This is a genomic window from Allofournierella massiliensis, assembly GCF_964241245.1.
GTDB lineage: Bacteria > Bacillota > Clostridia > Oscillospirales > Ruminococcaceae > Allofournierella > Allofournierella massiliensis.
The window spans coordinates 235,877-256,377 of record NZ_CAXSWZ010000001.1; the positions used below are offsets into that span (position 1 = coordinate 235,877).

Annotated in this window: 19 protein-coding genes; 16 read left to right on the forward strand and 3 right to left on the reverse strand. The window is 59.5% G+C overall.

Features of this window, described 5'->3' with window-relative positions:
* Positions 1-13: 13 nt before the first annotated feature.
* Positions 14-1,792 (reverse strand): HAD-IIIC family phosphatase, encoded by a 1,779-nt coding sequence (locus ACESYO_RS01160; RefSeq protein ID WP_373209221.1) that lies wholly within the window; start codon positions 1,790-1,792, stop codon positions 14-16.
* 122 nt (positions 1,793-1,914) lie between these two features.
* Positions 1,915-2,211, reverse strand: a complete 297-nt coding sequence (locus ACESYO_RS01165; protein ID WP_283127849.1) for a hypothetical protein — start codon at positions 2,209-2,211, stop codon at positions 1,915-1,917.
* Between the two features lie 516 nt (positions 2,212-2,727).
* Here ACESYO_RS01165 and ACESYO_RS01170 point away from each other — a divergent pair.
* From ACESYO_RS01170 to ACESYO_RS01235, 14 genes are all read left to right on the forward strand, one after another.
* Positions 2,728-5,022: a transglycosylase domain-containing protein gene (locus ACESYO_RS01170; protein WP_373211168.1), complete on the forward strand. Its 2,295-nt coding sequence runs from the start codon at positions 2,728-2,730 to the stop codon at positions 5,020-5,022.
* A 200-nt stretch (positions 5,023-5,222) separates the two neighbouring features.
* On the forward strand, positions 5,223-5,648 hold the full coding sequence (locus ACESYO_RS01175) for an ACT domain-containing protein (RefSeq protein WP_132587325.1): 426 nt from the start codon (positions 5,223-5,225) through the stop codon (positions 5,646-5,648).
* Positions 5,649-5,730: 82 nt separating this feature from the next.
* Positions 5,731-6,948, forward strand: a complete 1,218-nt coding sequence (locus ACESYO_RS01180; protein WP_373209223.1) for a homoserine dehydrogenase — start codon at positions 5,731-5,733, stop codon at positions 6,946-6,948.
* A gap of 15 nt (positions 6,949-6,963) precedes the next feature.
* Positions 6,964-7,857, forward strand: a complete 894-nt coding sequence (thrB, locus tag ACESYO_RS01185; protein WP_373209224.1) for a homoserine kinase — start codon at positions 6,964-6,966, stop codon at positions 7,855-7,857.
* Positions 7,858-7,980: 123 nt separating this feature from the next.
* Positions 7,981-9,189 (forward strand): aspartate kinase, encoded by a 1,209-nt coding sequence (locus tag ACESYO_RS01190; protein ID WP_373209225.1) that lies wholly within the window; start codon positions 7,981-7,983, stop codon positions 9,187-9,189.
* A 377-nt stretch (positions 9,190-9,566) separates the two neighbouring features.
* Positions 9,567-10,370 (forward strand): M15 family metallopeptidase, encoded by an 804-nt coding sequence (locus ACESYO_RS01195; RefSeq protein ID WP_409338418.1) that lies wholly within the window; start codon positions 9,567-9,569, stop codon positions 10,368-10,370.
* A 44-nt stretch (positions 10,371-10,414) separates the two neighbouring features.
* The gene (yfmF, locus tag ACESYO_RS01200) at positions 10,415-11,695 is read left to right on the forward strand and encodes an EF-P 5-aminopentanol modification-associated protein YfmF (RefSeq protein WP_373209227.1); all 1,281 of its coding nucleotides are present in this window, start codon (positions 10,415-10,417) and stop codon (positions 11,693-11,695) included.
* Positions 11,685-12,959, forward strand: coding sequence for an EF-P 5-aminopentanol modification-associated protein YfmH (gene yfmH / locus ACESYO_RS01205; RefSeq protein WP_346672510.1), 1,275 nt, complete (start codon positions 11,685-11,687; stop codon positions 12,957-12,959). The genes yfmF and yfmH overlap by 11 nt, the downstream gene beginning before the upstream one ends.
* Positions 12,956-14,152, forward strand: a complete 1,197-nt coding sequence (gene lgt, locus ACESYO_RS01210; protein WP_346672509.1) for a prolipoprotein diacylglyceryl transferase — start codon at positions 12,956-12,958, stop codon at positions 14,150-14,152. The genes yfmH and lgt overlap by 4 nt, the downstream gene beginning before the upstream one ends.
* Positions 14,153-14,193: 41 nt before the next feature.
* Positions 14,194-15,045, forward strand: coding sequence for a bifunctional methylenetetrahydrofolate dehydrogenase/methenyltetrahydrofolate cyclohydrolase FolD (folD, locus tag ACESYO_RS01215; protein ID WP_373209228.1), 852 nt, complete (start codon positions 14,194-14,196; stop codon positions 15,043-15,045).
* A 167-nt stretch (positions 15,046-15,212) separates the two neighbouring features.
* A complete protein-coding gene (rplU, locus tag ACESYO_RS01220; RefSeq protein WP_058966591.1) occupies positions 15,213-15,524 on the forward strand; it encodes a 50S ribosomal protein L21 in 312 nt (103 codons plus the stop codon).
* A 20-nt stretch (positions 15,525-15,544) separates the two neighbouring features.
* Entirely contained in the window at positions 15,545-15,796 is a 252-nt protein-coding gene (rpmA, locus tag ACESYO_RS01225) for a 50S ribosomal protein L27 (RefSeq protein ID WP_058966590.1), read from the forward strand.
* A gap of 148 nt (positions 15,797-15,944) precedes the next feature.
* Complete coding sequence (gene obgE, locus ACESYO_RS01230) at positions 15,945-17,213, forward strand: GTPase ObgE (RefSeq protein ID WP_373209234.1); 1,269 nt, start codon at positions 15,945-15,947, stop codon at positions 17,211-17,213.
* Between the two features lie 57 nt (positions 17,214-17,270).
* Positions 17,271-17,693: a Mini-ribonuclease 3 gene (locus ACESYO_RS01235; protein ID WP_317407773.1), complete on the forward strand. Its 423-nt coding sequence runs from the start codon at positions 17,271-17,273 to the stop codon at positions 17,691-17,693.
* Positions 17,694-17,871: 178 nt separating this feature from the next.
* Here the strand turns inward: ACESYO_RS01235 and ACESYO_RS01240 are convergent, their stop codons facing one another.
* Positions 17,872-18,012: a hypothetical protein gene (locus tag ACESYO_RS01240; RefSeq protein WP_156417391.1), complete on the reverse strand. Its 141-nt coding sequence runs from the start codon at positions 18,010-18,012 to the stop codon at positions 17,872-17,874.
* Positions 18,013-18,136: 124 nt separating this feature from the next.
* On the opposite strand from ACESYO_RS01240, the gene ACESYO_RS01245 reads away from it, so the two are divergent.
* Entirely contained in the window at positions 18,137-19,498 is a 1,362-nt protein-coding gene (locus ACESYO_RS01245) for an RsmF rRNA methyltransferase first C-terminal domain-containing protein (RefSeq protein ID WP_373209229.1), read from the forward strand.
* 118 nt (positions 19,499-19,616) lie between these two features.
* Positions 19,617-20,354 carry a YebC/PmpR family DNA-binding transcriptional regulator gene (locus tag ACESYO_RS01250; RefSeq protein ID WP_058966582.1) on the forward strand — a complete coding sequence of 246 codons (738 nt, stop codon included), beginning with the start codon at positions 19,617-19,619 and terminating at the stop codon, positions 20,352-20,354.
* Positions 20,355-20,501: the final 147 nt, after the last annotated feature.

A 20,501-nucleotide genomic window follows, 5' to 3' on the forward strand; every position in this document is an offset into this window, starting at 1 on the left:
GAAAAACTCCTTTTTAAACGATCTCGATCTCCATCACACCGCACTGGGGCTCGTAGCCTGCAAAGCCGGTGAATTCGAAGGTCAGGTTGCCCTGGTCGTCCTGGGCGGTTTGTTCAAAACCGATTGTAGCATAAAAATCGCGAACGAGCAAATTTTTTGCGGTGGGATAGTAGTGGCCCACGATCTTTTCCACACCGGCAGCAGCGGCGCGGCGCACCATCTCATCGAACATGGCGTGCTCCAGCCGGCGCTTGAAGGTGCGGCAGCTCATGATCCACAGGCCCATATCCAGCACATTACCCTCGATGTGGCCGATCATGGCGGTGACCAGACCGTTGTCACCGAACTTGTCCACCAGGCGGCCGTACAGGGTGATGTAGCCCGGATCGGTCATAATGCTTTCGATCTCGGCGGCGGTGTAGCGGCGGGTGGTCAGGTTGAACTGGTTGGTCTTGTTGATCAGCTGGGTGATGCGCTCGGCGTGGGGCTCGTCAAAGGCGCCGATCTCGCAGTGCATCTCCAGACTCTTCAGATAGTCGTTGTAATCGCCGAAGCTCTGCTCCAGCTGGGCCCGCTCCAGATTCTGCTTGTACATGCTGGCCCGCTTCTTGTCGTCGGCCGAGAGGGTGGTCACCTCGAAGTAGCCGCTGCGGTCGATGGCTGCGATGTACTCCTCCGGTGCGCCCAGCTCGGGCACGGTCACGCCGGGCAGCTCCTGGCGCACGATTTCCCGCTCGGCGGGGTTGTCGTCCACAAACACGAAGCTCTCAGGCAGGATGTTGATCTCCTGGGCCATGGCCGCGATGTTCCGGCTCTTGGGTTCCCAGTTGGCCTTGAAGCAGAGGAAATCGTCCCGCTTGAGCACGGTGTCTGCCCGCTCGAAGCCGGTCAGGGCGATCTTCTCCTCGTTCTTGCTGCACACGTTCAACAGGATGCCCAGCTTGGACAGCTCCTTTAAGTAGCTCTGGAACTCCGCGTAGGCCATGCCGGCGGGGGTTTCGTTGCCCATCACGATGCCCTCGGGGCCGTCGTCACCGATGATGCCGCCCCACAGGGTGTTGTCCAGATCCAGCGCCAGGGCCTTTTTGTTCTTACCCAGCAGGCTCTTGATGATGTTGGCCACGCTCTGGCACAGGTAGGGGATGCAGTCGATGCTCACCGCGTACTTGTAGGCGTACCAGGCAGTCTGGCTGCTGAAGGCGTCCATGCCGTGTACCGCCTGCAGGTAAGCCAGATCGTTCAGGTAAAGGTTCGGGGTGGCTTCGGCCAGAGAAGCCAGCTTTTCGTTCAGCTGGCGCACGAAGCGCACCCGGCCGTGGCAGTCCACGCCCTCCCGGTTGCCCATCACCCGGTAAACCGGCAGATCGAAGTTGTTGGCAATGACTGGGCAGCCGAAAGCCAGCGCAGCGCGGATGGCCTGCTCAAAGCGGCTGTATTCCGCGTTCAGCTTTTCCTCCACCCGGGCGGGCTCGTCGGAAATGTCCGGCCAGAGCTTGATGTTGCGCACGCTGGTGTGGATATAGATCACATCCGGGGCGAACTCCTTCAGCGAGCCGTCGTCAAACACCAGGTTTTCATAGAACAGGGCATAGGCACCCTCGTGGAAGGTGGGCTTGATACCGTTTTCCAGCAAAAACAGTTCCAGAATATTTTTGATCTCGCCAATGGTGCTGCCGCTCATAATGGCGACCTTTTTCTCAATCAGACCCTGTTTCTCCAGCAGCTGGCGCTTGAGGCTGCGCTTTTTCTGCAGCAGATAGGCCGGGTCCAGAGGATAATCAAAACAGTTCACGGCAAAATTCCTCCTTGCACAAATCATGACCTGCCGGAAAGCGGCGGTCAAAGCCACGGGCGCAAGCGGGGCCCGTCACATTCAGTTTGATTATACTATAAACCCCGGCGGCACGCAACGCGTCACAGGCCAAAATCCTCCAAAAGGCGCTGCAGCTGTTCACGGTTTTCCAGCGGGATGCCCGCCTGCAGGCTCAGCACATCGTTTTCCGGCAGCAGGTGGGTATAAACATCGTACACCTCCACCGGCTGCTCCGCTTCACCGGATTCGAACAGGGCCAGCCTGCCGTGCCAGTCCCGCAGGGTATAGCTGCTTTCGGGTGCTTCTTCTTCGAAAGGGCGCAGCGTAAACACAGCCACGCTGGCAGCAAGCCCCAGCGCACAGAGCAGAGCAAGAAGATAGATCCATACTTTCGGCATAGTGATTCACCTCTTTGAAAACAGTATGGCCCGAACAGGGCGGTTTCAAACGGACAGATGTGAAATTCGGTTTTTGCTGTACTTGCGGCAGGCAGTTGTGGTATAATATCAAAATAGGCAGGGTAGGGCCTGAATGTGAAAGCCTTCTGAAAACGGCTTTCAGGGTCTGCCCGGCTTTGCTGAAAAAACGGCTTCGGCGTTTTTTGGCAGGGCTGCCCGGGGCAAAAATACCCTGCGGCGATGCCTGAAATAAAACAATGAATCATTTCCGCAAAGGAGGCGGTCCCCATCGAAAACAACGAACACCGCAATATCCGGCGCCCGCAGAACAGCCAGAGTGGCCAGAGTGCACCCCGCCGGGTAAACCGTACGCCCGGTGCGGGTACGCAGCGCACGGTCAACCGCAGTGCGGCGGTCGGCGCCCAGCGCAGCACCGGTGCGCCGAGAAGCGGCGGGCAGGGCTCTTCCGGTGCGCCCCGTTCCGGCGGACATACCCCCAAAAAGAAAAAGAGTGGTGTGCGCCGTTTCTTCGGCGGTTTGTTCCGGTTCATCGCTGTATGCATCTGCCTGGGTGTGATGGTTGCCAGCGTGGTGGCTGTGGCACTGAGCCTGTATCTGGTGGAAGCCACTGCTGACGACAATCTGAACCTGACCGAGGTCAAGCTGGCCCAGACCACCTGGATCATGGCGCAGGACCATGAGACCGGCGAGTGGGTGGAATACGAGGATTTCTACCGCACCAATAACCGTGAGTGGGCCGAGCTGAGCGAGATCGAGTCCAGCCCGTATCTGAAGTGGGCCTTTATCTGCACCGAGGATAAGGACTTCTACGAGCACCACGGCGTGAGCTTCAAGCGTACCATCGCCGCGGCCATCAATGAGTACACCCCCATCAAGCTGTTTGGCAGCCGGCAGGGTGCGTCCACCCTGGAGCAGCAGCTCATCAAGAACCTTACCGGCGACGATGAGCAGGACGCCATGCGCAAGGTGCGTGAGATCTTCCGCGCCTGGGGTCTGGACAACCGATACAATAAGGACACGATTCTGGAGACCTATCTGAATACCATCAGCCTCACCGGCAACACTGCCGGCGTAAAGGCAGGCGCCATCCAGTACTTTGGCAAGGATGATCTGAGCCAGCTGACCGCCGCCGAATGCGCCAGCATTGCGGCCATCACCAAGAGCCCCAATACCTACAATCCCTACAAAAACCCGGAAGAGCATCTGCAGCGCCGTAATGTGATGCTGGAAAACATGTACGAGCAGGGCCATCTGACCGAGGAAGAGTATAATGAGGCGGTGAATTCGCCCCTGACTCTGGCCGAGACGGATACCGACAGCTCCACCAGCACCGGCGTTCGCTCCTATTTCAGCGATGCGGTTTACACCGCGCTGAAGCAGCAGCTGGTGGACGAGCTGGGCTGGACCGAGGCTGAGGCAGAGAACGAGATCTTCAACGGCGGTCTGCGCATCTACGCCACTGTGGATCCCTATCTGCAGGAAGAGATGGAAAAGATGCTGCTGAACGAGGACGAGAGCATTCCCTGGATGGAACGGGAAGAGGAGTTCGAGCTTGGCAGCAAGACCGAGGAGGATCTGGCCGAGGAGAAGGGCGTTGTTTACAACGAGGACGGCACCCTCAAGACCAAGACCGACAAGGACGGCAAGGTTTACTATTATAAGACGGTTCACAGCCAGGTGGCCATGGTCACCATGAACTACGAAGGTGAGATCAAGGCGCTGGTGGGCGGTCTGGGTGAAAAGACCACCGATCTGAGCCTGAACCGGGCCAATGTGGCACGGCAGACCGGTTCTACCATGAAGCCCATCGCCGCCTATTCTCTGGGCATTGATATGGGCTGGATCAACTACTCCACCAACTTTGTGGATATGGGTGTTGGCAAGGTGCTGCTGGATAACCAGAAAAACAATTATCCGCAGTACCGGGACAAGATGTTCGAAAACGACGCACCCGAGGTACTGGCCAATCCCGGCATCTGGCGCGACTGGCCTCAGAACTATGTGACCAGCACCGGCCACGGCGAGCGCACCGTGAATGTGAACTACGCTCTGGCTAAGTCCCTGAACACCGTTGCGGTGCAGGTGGGCCAGCTGGTGGGTGTGGAGTCTATGTACACCTTTGCCAAGGATACTGTGGGCATGTCTCACCTGAATGAAAACGATATGGACCTTGCTCCCATTGTGCTGGGTAGCCAGAACGGCGGCGCCACTCCCATCGAGCTGGCGGGCGCCTATCTGATGTTCGGCAATGGCGGCGAGTATGTGACCCCGCACCTGTATACCCGTGTGGAGTATGCCACCACCGGCGAGGTGCTGATCGACAATGAGGTCAACGTGGTGCACACCCAGGCCATCAAGGAAAGCACTGCCATGATCATGAACCGGCTGCTGCAGGGCGTTCTGGGTTCCAGCGGTACCGCCAGCGGCATGAAGCCCAGCGGCGAGATGGAAGCAGCTGCCAAGACCGGTACCACCACCGATAACAAGGACTATACCTTTGTCGGCCTGACCCCCTACTATGTGACCAGCATGTGGTGGGGCTATGATAAGCCGTATGATATGAGCAAGGCGGGCGCCAAGAACGCCAAGGCCATCCAGAAGGTATGGAAATCCTATATGGAGACTGTGCAGGAGGGCCTGGAGGTCAAGCAGTTCCCGGTGAGCGAGGATGTAAAGACCGCCGCCTTCTGTACCGACAGCGGTGATCTGGCGGGCCCCAACTGCCCCAACCGGCAGACCGGTTACTATACCGAGGATAATATGCCCGGCACCTGCGCCATGCATCCGTAACCCCTGATTTAAAAAGCCCGTTGTGCGCCGTGAACGCACAGCGGGCTTTTTTGTGCATTCTGTGCATACAAAATAGAACGCGGGTGAGAAATGTGCGGGTTTTCACAAAATTAAAACAGCATCTTGCGTTTTGATACGCTAAAGTGGTACACTATACACATGCGTAAAAACAAATGTGTTCAAGGGGTGTACAAAACAGCATGAAACGGCATTTTCTGATGGTGGACGCAGCGGTCCTGCCCGAGGTGTTTCTGAAGGTTCTCAAGGCAAAGGAGCTGCTCGCCAGCGGCGAAGCCCGCAACATCTCGGCGGCAACCCGGGCGGTGGATCTTTCCCGCAGTGCGTTCTATAAATATAAGGATTGTATTTTCGATGCCCGCAGCACCCAGCAGATCATCACTGTGCTGGCTACCCTGCTGGATGAAACCGGCGCATTGCAGGCGCTTCTGGGCGGGATTTCCGCAGCAGGCGGCAGCGTGGTTACCATCAATCAGGCCACTCCGGAAAATGGCGCGGCCAAGGTTGAGGTCACCGTCCGCACCGATACCCTTCGGGTAAGCATTGAGGAGATGCTGGCCCAGCTGGCGCAGCAGCGTGCGGTGGTCGAGGTGCATCAGGGCGTATAACGCCCCCAAAACGGCCGGAGGCCGTTTTTCCATTTTTATCACAAGTGCCCGGCAGGCTCTGTGCGCCGGGCGGGGAGGATTTATGATCAACATTGCGATCCTGGGCTTCGGTACCGTGGGCAGCGGCGTGTGGGATGTGCTGCAGAAAAATGCCGAACTCATTGCCCGACGGGCAGGTCAGGAAATTCGGGTCAAGCGGATCCTGGTGCTGGAGGTTACCGAAAACCCGGAGCTGTTCACCAGCAGCATCGACGATATTCTGAATGATCCGGAAATTACCATGGCAGCAGAGGCCATTGGCGGCGTGAAAGCCGCATATCCTTATGTGAAGGCGCTGCTTGCCAGCGGCCGCAGTGTGGTGACCAGCAACAAGGAGCTGGTGGCCACCCATGGCGCCGAGCTGCTGGCGCTGGCAAAAGAGAAGGGTGTGGCGTTTCTGTTTGAAGCCAGCGTGGGCGGCGGTATGCCCCTGATCACCCCCATGTGTCAGAGCATGCTGGCCAATCAGGTGAAGGAAGTATACGGCATTGTGAACGGTACCACCAACTATATGCTCACCCGCATGAGCCGGGAAAATATGGATTTTTCCGCCGCACTGAAAGAGGCGCAGCAGCTGGGCTACGCGGAGACCAAAGACCCCTCGGACGATGTGGACGGCCCGGACGCCTGCCGCAAAATTGCCATTCTGGCCAGCCTTGCTTTTGGCAAACAGGTTCACACCCGGAACATTCCCACCCGGGGCATCCGGGGGCTGGAGCCCTTTGATCTGCGTGCCGCTGCCCGGCTGGGCTGTGCGGTAAAGCTGATTGCCTGGGCCCGGCAGACCGAAGCCGGCCCGGCGGTGGGCGTGGAACCCATGCTGGTGCCGCTGGAAAATCAGCTGGCCGGTGTGGAGGATGTGTTCAACGGTGTGCTGGTACGGGGCGACATGGTGGGCGATGTGTTTTTCTATGGCCGCGGTGCGGGCAAATTGCCTACCGCCAGCGCCATTGTTGCCGATCTGGCTCTGGCCGCTCAGCAGGGGGCGGCGGTGCATACCAGTATTTTCTGGGAGCCCTCTCCCGAGCTGCCTGCTCCGCTCACCAGCGGCGAACCGGCCACATATTATGTGCGGGTAAAGGGGCTTACGGCCTCCATGCTGCCCGGTCTGTATGGCGCCGGCGAACTTGTGGCGGACGATGGCGGTCAGGCCGCCTATCTGGCCGAGAACATTACCCCGAAGAAGCTCTATGAGGCGGCCCGTCAGGTCAAGGCTCTGGGCGGCAGCGTGCAGATGGAGCTGCGCCGGCTGGAGCAGTAAGGAGGAAAAGGCAGTATGGCAGTCAAGATTCTTGTCCCGGCCACCAGCGCCAATGTGGGCGCCGGTTTTGATGCGCTGGGCCTTGCACTTTCGCTTCACAACACGGTGACCATGGAGGAGTGGGATAAGCTGGACATCATGGCCAGCGACGGTTCGCTGGTGCCCACCGGCACCTCCAACCTGATCTACCGCTCGGCCAAGGCGGTGTATGAACAGCTGGGCAAGCCCATCAAGGGCCTGCGCATCCGGCAGGAAAACCCCATCCCCATGGCCCGGGGTCTGGGTTCCAGCTCTGCCTGCATTGTGGCGGGTATTCTGGGCGCAAATGCTCTGCTGGGCAACCCGCTCACCAAGCGGCAGATGCTCACGCTGGCCACCTCCATCGAGGGCCATCCGGACAACGTGGCTCCCGCCATGCTGGGCGGCTTTGTGAGCAGCGTGTTCGACGAGGGTCAGGTGTTCACCGCCCGTAAGGAGATCAACGAAGAGCTGGCCTTCGCGGCCTTCATTCCCAATTTCAAGCTGCTTACCGAAAAGGCCCGTGCGGCGCTGCCCAAAACCGTGGATCGGCGGGACGCGGTGTACAATCTGTCCCGCGCGGCGCTGGCCACTGCCGCTTTCTGCGACGGTGACTATGAGCTGCTGCGGGTGGCCACCAAGGATGCGCTGCACCAGCAGTACCGACTGCCTCTGATCCCCGGCGGCGAGCGGGTATTCGAGATCGCCTGGGATCTGGGCGCTTATGCAGTGTATATTTCCGGCGCCGGCCCCACCATCATGGCGGTGGTTCATCGGGATAACTGCGAATTCTTTGAAAAAGCCGAGGAAGCACTGCTGGAGCAGCCGGAAACCATGGCCTTTTCTTTGCGCAGAATGCTTGCGGATAACACAGGCGCTGTGGTAAAATAGTAAAGTGCTGCGCCGCTTTTCGGCAGAGATTTTGCCGGAAAGCGGGATTTTGCAGATTATATGTGCAGGCGGGCCGCTCTTTTTGCAGGCGGTGCGCATTTGGATAGAGGAGTGAGAGAAACAATGGCGTTGATCGTGCAGAAATTCGGGGGTACCTCGGTGGCAAACCGGGACCGGATCTTCAACGTGGCCCGCATCGTGGCAAACACCCGCAACGCGGGCAACGAGGTAGTGGTGGTGGTTTCCGCCCAGGGCGACACCACCGACGACCTGATCCAGAAGGCCGCCGAAATTACCAGCAATCCCTCTCAGCGTGAGATGGATATGCTGCTGGCCACCGGTGAGCAGATCTCCATTTCGCTTCTGGCCATGGCCCTGAGCGAGCTGGGTGTGCCTGCCATCAGCCTGACCGGCTGGCAGGCGGGCTTCCATACCGACCGGGCCTACACCAAGGCCCGCATCCGCCGGCTGGACAGCGAGCGGGTGGAAAGTGAGCTGGCCCGCAACCGCGTGGTGGTCGTGGCCGGGTTCCAGGGGTTGAACCGTATGGAGGATATTACCACCCTGGGCCGCGGCGGCAGCGACACCAGTGCTGTGGCGCTGGCGGCTGCTCTGCATGCAGACCGCTGCCAGATCTTTACCGATGTGGAGGGTGTTTATACCGCCGATCCCCGGTTTATTTCCCGCGCAAAGCGTCTGGACGAAATCACCTTCGATGAGATGCTGGAGCTGGCCGGCGCCGGCGCGCAGGTGCTGAACAACCGCAGCGTGGAGCTTGCAAAAAAATACGGCGTGGAGCTGGAAGTGCTCTCCAGCCTGAATCCTGTGCCCGGCACAGTTGTTAAGGAGGTTACTAGCGATATGGAAGGTATGCTGATCAAGGGTGTGGCCAAGGACACCGACGTGGCCGTTCTCACCATCCTGAATGTGCCGGATGTACCCGGTACCTCGTTCAAGGTATTCGGTGTGCTGGCGCAGAAGAACATCAATGTGGACATTATCCTGCAGGGCACCGGCCGTGAGGGCGATAAGGACCTGACCTTCACCGTGCCCCTGAGCGACGCAGACACCGCGCTGCGGGTACTGAAGGAAAATCAGCACCGCTTTGGCGGCAAGGATATCACCGTGGACACCGGCTGCGCCAAGGTCAGCGTGGTGGGCGGCGGCATGAAGAGCAACCCCGGCGTTGCCAGCCGTATGTTCGAGGCTCTGTTTGAGGCCAACGTGAACATCCGCATGATCTCCACCAGCGAAATCAAGATCAGCGTCATCATCGACAAGGCGGACGCCGACCGCGCTGTGGCGGCCATCCACGACGCCTTCATCCACTAAACTTTTATGCAGCGCCCCTTTGCAGAGCCGAATGGATGCAAAGGGGCGTTTTTTGGTTTGCGGGCGATTCGTTCACAGTTTCTTTGCAGCTTTGCACGTTTACAGTATGGGCAAAAACGTGTATAATATGAAACTATGAAACAGGTTTTGCAAACCGCGATCGAAAAATGGAAGCCCGGGCGCTCAGGCGCCCCCGTTCATAACCTCACAGTTAAGGAGTGTTGCACCAAATGCCAAGTTATCCGCCCCGTGAAATGAGCGAAGCCGAACGCCGCCGCCGGGCTGCTGCCCGCGCACGGCGCAAGAAGGAGATCCGCCGTAATCGGATCATTTTTGCGATTCTCTGCCTGGCGCTTCTGGCGCTGATCGTGTTTGGCATGGTCAAGCTGGTGGGCCTGTTCACCAAGGACAAGGACTCTTCCAGCGGTTCCACCTCCATCAGCAGCTCCACCAGCATTTCCGCCAGCGGCGATTCGACTTCGGAGCCTGCCAGCGGTTCGGAATCCGGCTCTGCCAGCAGCCCGGACTCTGCTTCTGCCAGCACCTCCGATTCGGCTTCCGCCACCGGCACCGCCGCCACCACTGGTGGCGGCGATGCTGACTGGCTGCTCACACTGGTGAATAACAACGTGAAGCTGCCGGATGGCTGGGAGGACACGCTGGAGGTGAAGGTGGCTGATGAATCCACCGGCAAGGAGCTTGCCACCGTGGCGGCCGACGCCTTCATCAACATGAAAAACGCCGCGGCGGCAGAGGGAATCGACCTGATGCTCTGCTCCGGCTACCGCGCCGTGGAATATCAGCAGAGCCTGTTTGATGCGGAAAAGCAGAAATGGCTGGATAAGGGCAGCACGGAAGAGGAAGCCTATAATCAGGCCAAAACTGTGGTGGCTGTTCCCGGTTATTCCGAGCATAACTCCGGCCTTGCCGCCGATATTGTGACCCCGAAGCATCAGAATCTGGACGAAGCTTTCGGCAAAACAGACGCCGCAAAGTGGCTGTTCGAGCACGCGCCGGAATATGGCTTTATCCTCCGGTATCCGGAGAACAAACAGGCCATTACCGGCATTATTTATGAGCCCTGGCACTACCGCTATGTGGGTGTGGAAAATGCAAAAGCCATCACCGCCAGCGGCCTGTGCCTGGAAGAATATCTGGACGAGAACCTGCGTCAGGCCTGAGAAGGCGGGCCGCAGCTTTTGTTCCTCGAAACGAAGGAGTACCGATGTTACAACGCGAATGCCTTGCGCCTGGGGTGCATCTGAACTGCATCCCGGCGGATAAATTCAACCGCTGCCGGATCTCGCTGCATTTCCGGTTTCCCGCCAGCCGGGAAAAGGCTACCGATCAGGCTCTTCTGCCCCTGGTGATGGATCGGGGCTATGCCGCCTGCCCGGATATGACCCAGCTGACCCGAAAGCTGGCCCGCCTGTATGGCGCGGCCCTCTCGGTGGAAACCAGCATGCAGGGCGCCAGCCGGGTGCTCAGTGTCTCCATCACCGGCATCAAGGATCGGTTTGCCCTGAACGGCGAGGCCCTCACCGCTGAATACGCGGCCATTGTGTTCGGCGTGGCCTTTGATCCCTACTTTGAAAACGGCTGCTTCAGCCGCGAGGCAGTGGAAATTGAAAAGACCACTCTGGCCCGCCAGCTGGAAAGCGAGATCAACGACAAGCGCCTGTACTGCGTGCGGCAGGCCCGGCGCAAATTCTTTGGCGATTCTCCCGCGGGCATTGAGCGGGACGGCTATCTGGCCGATCTGCCCTCTGTCACCTGCGAGAGCCTGACCGCCGCCTACCAGGAGATGCTGCGTACCGCTCAGCTGGACGTGATCTGCCTGGGCGCGGACGAGGATGTGGTACGCCGCATGACGCTGGAAAAGCTGGCCGGAGTACAGCGTGAGCCGGCTCAGCTGGAAAACTATCTGTTCATGCCCGCGCAGCCGGGGGAGCATTTCCGGGAGGAGATGGATCTGGTACAGGCCAAGCTGTGCATGCTGTTTACCTGGAACCAGTGCGCAAAGCCGGAGCAGCTGAATGCCTTCCGGCTGGCCATGAGCGTGTTCGGCGGTTCCGCCACCAGCCGTCTGTTCCTGAATGTGCGGGAAAAGCAGAGCCTTTGCTACTATTGCGCCAGCCGCTTCGCTTCGCCCACCGCCTTCATGATGGTGGACAGCGGCGTGGAGCCTGCCAACGCCGAAAAGGCGGAGCAGGCCATCCTGAAGGAGCTGAATGATCTGGTGAACGGCCCCATCACCGAAGAAGAGCTGGAAAACAGCCGCCGGGGCATTCTGTCCGGTCTGAACAGTGTGGGCGACAGCCTGGCCGGATTGGAAAACTGGTATTACAACGAGATCCTGCGGGGCGGCAACGTGAATACCCCCGAGCAGGCCGCCCGCCAGCTGAACGAGGTGACCGCCGAGGATGTGCGCGCCATTCTTTCCGGGTTCCGCTACTCGGTGAGCTATCTTGTGACCAAAAAGGAGGAGCCCAGCCATGCAGAATGAACCCATGCAGGCGGTGCGCGCCGCCGTGGCCTGTGAATCGGTGGTACTGGAAAACGGCCTGACCGTTCTGGTGCGGCCCATGCCCGGATACAGCGGCGTGCACGCAATTTACGGCACCCGCTTTGGCTCCATCGATCTGGAATTTGAGGTGGATGGCCGCCGGGTGAGTCTGCCCGCGGGTGTGGCCCATTTTCTGGAGCATAAAATGTTCGAGAGCGAGGACGGCGACGCCTTTGCCAAGTTTGCCAAAACCGGCGCGGCAGCCAACGCCTACACCAGCTTCGACAAAACCTGCTATCTGTTCACTGCTACTCAGCAGGTGGACGAGAGCCTGGATATCCTGCTGAGCATGGTAAACGAGCCCTACTTCACCAGGGAGACCATCCAGAAGGAGCAGGGGATCATTGGCCAGGAAATCAAAATGTACGACGACAGCCCGGACTGGCGAATCATGACCGGCCTGTTTGGCTGTTTGTATCACAACCATCCCATCCGCAACGACATTGCCGGCACGGTGGAGAGCATTGCGCAGATCACCCCGGAAATGCTGTACGACTGCTGCAGGGGCTTCTACAACCCGGGCAATATGGTTCTGGCGGTGGCGGGCAATATCACCACTGAGCAGGTGCTGGCCACCTGCAAGCGGGCCAAGCTGCCCGCAAAGCCTGCCACGGTGAAGCGGATTCAACCCCAGGAGCCGGAAAGTGTTGCCAGAGAGCGGCTGGAATTTTCCATGCAGCTGGCCAAGCCTTGCTTGGGTGTGGGCTTCAAGGAGGCCCCGGTGGAAGGCGCCAGGGCCGAGATCATCTGTGATATGCTCACCGAGCTGGTGTGCGGCGGCATGACCAGGTTCTACCGAACCCTTTATGATCAGGGACTGGTGAACCCGGGCTTCGGCGGCGAGTTTCTTGTGCTGGACGGTTGCTGCTGCTTCCTCTTCACCGGTGAGACCGAGCAGCCGGAAAAGGTGCGCGGTATGCTGCTGGAGGAAATCGAGCGGCTGCGCAAGGATGGCGTGGACGAGGAGCTGTTCACCCTGTGCAAGAACCAGTCCTATGGCGAGATGCTGCAGGATCTGGAAAACATTGAGGACAGTGCCACCGCTCTGGCCGGCAGCTTCTTCCGTAAGCGCAGCCTGACCGAGGAGATTGAGGCGCTGGCCAGCGTGACGCGGCAGGAAGTGGACGAGGCGCTGCAGACCATGCTGCGCCCGGAACGCTCGTCCACCGTCATCATCTGGCCCAAGCAGGAGGAGAACGCATGACGAATCTGGTGCAATTCCCCGGCCTGGGGCTGGAATTCAATATCAATCGGGTGGCATTTACCATTGGCGGGTTGGACGTTTACTGGTACGGCGTGCTGATTGCCACCGGTTTTTTGCTGGCGCTGGTGTTTGCCTTCCACTATGCGGTGGATTTCGGTATTGATGCCGACCGCCTTGTGGACGTGGTACTGGTGGGCAGTGTGTGCGCGGTGATCTGCGCCCGGGCCTATTATGTGATCTTTTCTCCGGTACCCTATGAGAGCTTTGCGGATATGATCGGCATCCGTCAGGGCGGCCTTGCCATCTACGGCGGCGTAATCGGCGCGGCGTTGTTTGGCGGCCTTGCCTGCAAATGGCGCAAGCTGTCCATTCCCGCCACCTTTGATCTGGTGGCCATGGGCTTTCTGATCGGGCAGTCCATCGGCCGCTGGGGCAACTTTGTGAATCAGGAGGCCTTCGGCACCAACACCAGCCTGCCCTGGGGCATGTACAGTCAGGCCACTGCCAACTATCTGAGCAGCTGGCAGGCTACTCTGGCCCAGGAAGGCGTGATTGTGGATCCAGGCATGCCGGTGCACCCCACCTTCCTGTACGAGAGTATCTGGTGTGCGGTGGGCTTCTTCGCCCTGTGGGCCTACATGAAAAAACGCCGTTTCAACGGCGAGATCGCGCTGATGTATGCCGCGTGGTACGGCGCGGGCCGGTTCTGGATCGAGGGCCTGCGTACCGACAGCCTGTTGCTGCCGGGTGTGAATCTGCGGGTCAGCCAGCTGGTCGCTCTGGTCAGCGTGGTGGCGGCAGTAGTCGCCATTGTGGTGATCCGCCGCAAGATCGGCAAACGGGAGCTGATGGTGGATCTGCCGCTGAGCACGACGGCGGAAAAGAAATTCCAGACCGCCCGGGAAAACTGGGCCGACAAACTGGATGCTCTGGGCCAGAGCGTGAGTCTGGAGGAAATGCAGCGTCAGCTGCCCGCCAGCGCTTCTCACAAAGAGTTTGCACAGGCGCAGAAGGAACAGCAGTCGTTTGACTGGGATTCTCTGATCCGTCAGAAGCTGGAGCAGGCAGAGATGGATGCCGGAATGCAGGAAAGCGTGCGGCAGGAAAACGCCCGCTTTGCGCAGCTGTCGGTAGACCCGGAGGAGCGTGCGGCCACGAACAGTTCGCTCACGCAGGGACTGGATGAAAAATAAACGCAGACGGGCAGTTCTGTCCGTGGAATAAGGAGGAAGCCATGGCGCAGATCATCAGCGGCAAAGAGCTGGCCGCCCGCATCAAACAGCGGGTAAGCAGTCAGATAGAGGAGTTGAAGACCGGGGGAGTGAACCCCTGTCTGGCGGTGGTTCTGGTGGGTGACGACCCGGCCAGTGCCGTCTATGTGCGGGGCAAGGAGTCCGATTGCCGCGAGTGCGGCATCGAGAGCCGGATGCTCCGCCTTCCTGCCGACACAACGCAGGACCAGCTGCTGGAACAGCTGAAACAGCTGGCGGAGGACAGGAGTGTTCACGGCATTCTGGTTCAGCTGCCTCTGCCCGCTCAGATCGACGAGCAGGCGGTGATTGCTGCCATCCCTCCCGAAAAGGATGTGGACGGTTTTTCGCCGGTGAACGTGGGCCGGATGATGATCGGGGAAGAGTGCTTTTTGCCCTGCACCCCGGCGGGCTGCATCGAAATGCTGAAAAGCACCGGCATGCCCATCGCAGGCAAGCGGGTGGTGGTGCTGGGCCGCAGCAACATCGTGGGCAAGCCTGCAGCCATGCTGCTGCTGCGGGAGAATGCCACTGTGACCATCTGCCACTCGAAAACCGAGAATCTGGCCCAGCTGTGCGGCGAAGCGGATATTCTGGTGGCGGCCATCGGAAAGGCGAAATTTGTCACCGGCGATATGGTGAAACCCGGCGCGGTGGTCATCGACGTGGGCATCAACCGGGACGAGAACGGCAAGCTGTGCGGTGATGTGGATTTTGCCGCTGCCGAGCAGAAGGCCTCCTTTATCACCCCGGTGCCCGGCGGCGTGGGCCTGATGACCCGGGCCATGCTGCTGGTGAACACCATCCAGGCTGCCCGGCGGCAGACCGGCCGGTAAAAAAAGAAGAAAACTGCAAAAAATGGCCTTGTAAGGCCAAAAAAGCACTTGCAATCACCAAAAAGTTGTGGTATAGTAGTATAGCCGCATGGTTCGGGCGCCCAAGAGGTGTGCAACATCACCCGCCCACTAGTCCAGCGAGACTTATATAAGAGAGGCAAAACACTATGTACGCTATCATTGTTACCGGTGGCAAGCAGTACCGGGTACAGGAAGGCGACGTGATCTTCGTAGAGAAGATGGACGTTGCTGAAGGCACCAATGTGAACTTCGACTCCGTTCTGGCTGTCGGCAACGAGGGCTCCGTTAAGGTGGGCACTCCCGTTGTTGAGGGCGCCAGCGTCGAGGCCAAGGTCGTGAAGAACGGCAAGGGCAAGAAGCTGAACATCATCACTTATCGTCCTAAGAAGGGCAGCGCCCGCCGCATGGGCCATCGTCAGCCCTACACTAAGGTCGAGATCACTGCCATCAAGGGCTAATAACGGAGGTGTAAACTACTATGGCACATAAGAAAGGCGTAGGTTCTACTAAGAACGGTCGTGACTCTGAGTCCAAGCGTCTGGGCGTTAAGCGCGCCGACGGTCAGTTCGTTCTGGCTGGCAACATCCTGGTTCGTCAGCGTGGTACCCACATCCATCCCGGTGAGAACGTGGGCCGCGGCAGCGACGATACCCTGTTCGCTCTGGTGGACGGCCGCGTAAGCTTCGAGCGCGTGGGCCGTGACCGCAAGAAGGTCAGCGTTAAGCAGTAAGATCTTTCAAAAGCCAGGCCTGTTGATTGGGCCTGGCTTTTTGTTTGTAACGGGGCATACTGGTAATAAGGCACAGGGGCAGCATGATACTGCTGCCGCACGCTCCATCCCCATTTTCCATTATGAAAAAAGGAGAAAAACAATGTCGATGTTTGTAGACGTGGCGAAGATCACCATCAAAGCAGGCAAAGGCGGCGACGGTGCTGTGAGCTTCCATCGGGAAAAGTTCGTGGCGGCCGGCGGCCCGGACGGCGGCGACGGTGGCCGTGGCGGCAACGTGGTTTTTGTGGCCGACGACAACCTGTCCACCCTGATGGATTTTCGCTATAAGCGCAGGTACGCCGCCCAGCCGGGCGAAAATGGCAGCGGCTCGCGCTGCACCGGCAAGAACGCCCCGGATCTGGTCATCAAGGTGCCCCGCGGCACCCTCATCCGCGATGCTGCCAGTGGTCTGCTGATGGCTGATATTTCCGGCGACGAGCCGGTAATCGTGGCCAAGGGCGGCAAGGGCGGCTGGGGCAACACCCATTTTGCCAGCCCCACCCGTCAGATTCCCAAGTTCGCCAAGCCCGGTCTGCCCGGCGAGGAGTACGAGGTGCGCCTGGAGCTGAAGCTGATCGCCGACGTGGGCCTGATCGGCTTCCCCAACGTGGGTAAATCCACTCTGATCAGCGTGATCAGTGCGGCCAAAACCAAGATCGCCAACTATCATTTCACCACCCTGAGCCCGGTGCTGGGCGTGGTGAAGGTGGGCCCCGAGCAGAGCTTCGTGGCCGCGGATATCCCCGGCCTGATCGAGGGCGCCAGCGAGGGCATCGGTCTGGGCCATGACTTCCTTCGCCATGTGGAGCGCTGCCGTCTGCTGCTGCATGTGGTGGACGTGTCCGGCTGCGAGGGCCGCGATCCGGTGGAGGACTTCGAAAAGATCAACACCGAGCTGCAGAGTTTCAGCCCCGAACTGGCCACCCGGCCCCAGATCGTGCTGGGCAACAAGTGTGATATCGCCACCGAGGAGCAGATCGAGAGCTTCAAGTCCTATGTGGAAAGCAAGGGCCTGACCTTCATGCCCATCTCTGCTGCCACCAATCAGGGCCTGAAGAATCTGCCCGGCATCGTGTGGGATCGGCTGCAGCAGCTGCCTCCGGTGCAGGTGTTTGAGCCGGACTTCGTACCTTACGCGGTGAACCCCAACGAGCGCACCTATACCATCGAAAAGACCGCCGACCACGAGTTCACCATCACTGCCCCCTGGCTGGAGCGCATTCTGGCCGGCAGCGACGTGGACGACTACGAAAGCCTGCAGTACTTCCAGCGTCAGCTGGACGAAAGCGGCATTCTGCGTGATCTGGTGGCCCAGGGCGTTGAGGAAGAGGACACCATCAAGATCGGCGAATACCAGTTTGACTATATCTTCTAAGGCAGTATCATTCTGATCTGAGCCGCGCGTCGCGCGGCATGAAACGAGGCAAAAACCATGTTGTTTGAAGCAAATCCGGAAGTGGATATCCGGGAGCAGTCTCCCCTGAATCTGGCCTTTGTGGGCGACGGTGTGTTCGAACTGCTGGTTCGCCAGCGGCTGGTGGAACGCACCCGCCTGGTGCCCGGCAAGCTGCACGCGGCCTGCGTGAAATATGTATCCGCCAAGGGCCAGAACCGGGCGCTGGCTGCCATTGAGGACCAGCTCACCGAGGCCGAACAGGCGGTGCTGCGCCGGGGCAAGAACGCCAGTAAGGCCACCGTGGCAAAGCACGCAACCCCGCAGGAGTACCGGGCGTCCACCGGCTTTGAGGCGTTGTTCGGCTGGCTGTATCTCACCGGCCAGAACCAGCGCATTCAGGAGCTGTTCGACCTTTTGTGGGAGGGCTACGACCCGCTGGCAGTGGAAAAGCCGGAATAAAAGGCATTCCCTGGAACGCTTTGCCCCGAAGAGCGGCAGAGCGTTGCCGGAAAACGCAAACAAAGGCTGAGACCGGCGGAACAGGAAAGATTGGTTCCGAGGGTCTCAGCCTTTTCACACCCTGTATTTTGTCAGGGCTGTGTTTGCCGGTGCGTGCCCGGCGGGGGAATTGCCGGTGTTACTTGCCGGTTTTCATGTTGGAAGCACCGGTGCTCTTGCTGTTTTTGGAAGTGCTGCTGGTAGCATTGGTGCTTTCGTTCTTGGCGCTGTTCTTGGCGCTGCGGCTGTTCATACTGTTTTTCGCGTTACGGTTTTCCATGGTTTGTGATCTCCTTTCCGAATCCGAAGAGGGAGCGGGGGCGTTTGCCCGGCGTGTTTTCTTATCCGCTGTGCCTCTTCGCTCCTAGTGTAACCCCAAACAAGACCCATTATACAAAGGTGGTATGGCATTGCAGGCAAAATATTTTGAAGAGCGTGAGCGGGCCCTGTTGGGCGAACGCTACGCGGAATACTACGCGGCCCCCAGCGAGGAAGCGGCCCGGGGCGTGACCGTAAACCGGCTGCGCTGTACGCCGGAAGAGTTTGCCCGGCTGGCGGGACTTGCACTGAAGCCGTCGCCCTTCTGCGCCGAAGGCTTTGCGGTGGAGGAGCCGGACTTCAAGCCCGGTCGCCATCCCTATCACCATGGCGGGGCATTTTATTCCCAGGAGCCCTCGGCCAGCGCTCCGGCGGCGCTGCTGGATGTGCAGCCCGGCATGAAGGTGCTGGACATGTGTGCTGCGCCCGGCGGCAAGAGCAGCCAGCTGGCGGCAGCTCTGCAGGGGCAGGGGCTGCTGGTAAGCAACGAATACAATGCAGGCCGGGCCGAAATCCTGCGCTCCAATCTGGAGCGGATGGGTGTGGCCAACGCGGTGGTGCTGAACAGTGACACCGGCGCTCTGGCCAAGGCTTTCCCGGCGTTTTTTGACCGGATTCTAGTGGATGCGCCCTGCTCCGGCGAGGGGATGTTCCGCAAGGAACCGCAGGCGCTGACCCAGCACAACGAAGGGCTGGTGCGCCAGTGTGCCGCCATTGGCCGGGAAATTCTGGACAACGCCGCTGCCCTGCTGGCCCCCGGCGGGGTGCTGGTGTATTCCACCTGTACCTTTGCGCCGGAGGAGGACGAGGGCCAGATCGGGGAATTCCTTGCCCGCCATCCGGAGTTTACACTGGTGGATACCGGCGCGGCCTTTGGCAGCCCGGGCGAAGAAAACCGCTGCGGGGAGCATTCCTTTGATGTAAATCTGGTTCGTCGTATCTGGCCTTTCCAGGGCGGCGAGGGGCATTTCATGGCAAAACTGGTGAAAAGCACGGGAAGCGAAGCCGGCCGACCCTTCAAGCCGGAAAAGCCGGCCAAGCCCTGCAAGGAATGGCTGGAATTTGCCCGGCAGTATTTTCCGGCACTTGCCGACCGGCCGCTGCTCAAGGCGGGCGAGCTGCTGCTTCTGCCGCCGGAGACTCCGCTGCCGCCCCACAAACTGCGGGTGATGCGCTGCGGCGTCGCGGCTGGTACCGTGCAGAAAGGGCGGTTTGTTCCCGCCCATCATCTGTTCACCGCCTTTGGCCATACATGCACCAATCAGGAGCAGCTGACCCTTTCCGACGAGCGCACCGCCGCCTGGCTGCGGGGCGAGGAAATCGAGGCGCGCACCGCCCAAAACGGCTGGTGCTGCGTGCTGGTGGACGGCTTTTCGCTGGGCGCAGGCAAGGTGAGCGGGGGAAAGGTGAAAAACCACTACCCCAAAGCCCTGCGAAACCTGAAATAATGGGCTTCTGGGGCCCCGGGCACTTGCCAGAAGAGGGCTTTTTGTGCTAAAATTATTTAGTTACCGCACATCGTTCGGGCCCGGCTTGCGGCTCGGCATAAAATAGGAGGAAGTTTCCATGTCTGGACATAGCAAATGGAATAACATCAAACGCAAGAAGGAAAAGACCGACGGCCAGAAGGCCAAGCTGTTCACCAAGGTTGGCCGCGAGATCGGCGTTGCCGTGCGCATGGGCGGCGCGGACCCCGCCAGCAATGGCAAGCTGCGTGACCTGATCGCCAAGGCCAAGAGCCTGAACGTGCCCAACGATAACATCCAGCGCATCATCAAGCGCGCTGAGGGCGGCGAGAAGGACAACTACGAATCCATCACCTACGAAGGCTACGGCCCCTGCGGCATCGCCATGATGGTGGAAACCCTGACCGACAACCGCAACCGCACCGCTGCCAACCTGCGCCACTACTTCGATAAGTTCGGCGGCAACCTGGGCAACATGGGTTGTGTGGGCTTCCTGTTCACCCAGAAGGGTGTGATTGTGCTGGACGGTGAAGGTCTGGACGAGGAGAAGGTCATGGAGGACTGCTTCGACGCCGGCGCCGAGGACTTCGACATGGGCGACGACGTGGTGGAAGTAACCACCGATCCCGACGCCTTCTCCGCCGTGCGTCAGGCTCTGGAGGACAAGGGCTATACCTTCATCTCTGCTGAAGTGGAAATGGTGCCCTCCACCACCTCTGCCATCACCGATGAGGACAACCAGAAGCTGATGGCCAAGCTGCTGGACGCTCTGGAGGACGATGACGACGTACAGAACGTGTGGCATAACCTGGAGAACGAAGAGGATCTGGATCGCTGATTCATCCCCCGTTCTGACTGCGAATCCGTGGGCCCCGGCCTTCCGTTTAATCGGAAGAGCCGGGGCCTTTTTAACTAGAAAACCACAAGCTATGCTTGTGGACGAGAAGAGCACGAGCGTTGAAACGGTAAAAAAGAACCTCCTTTT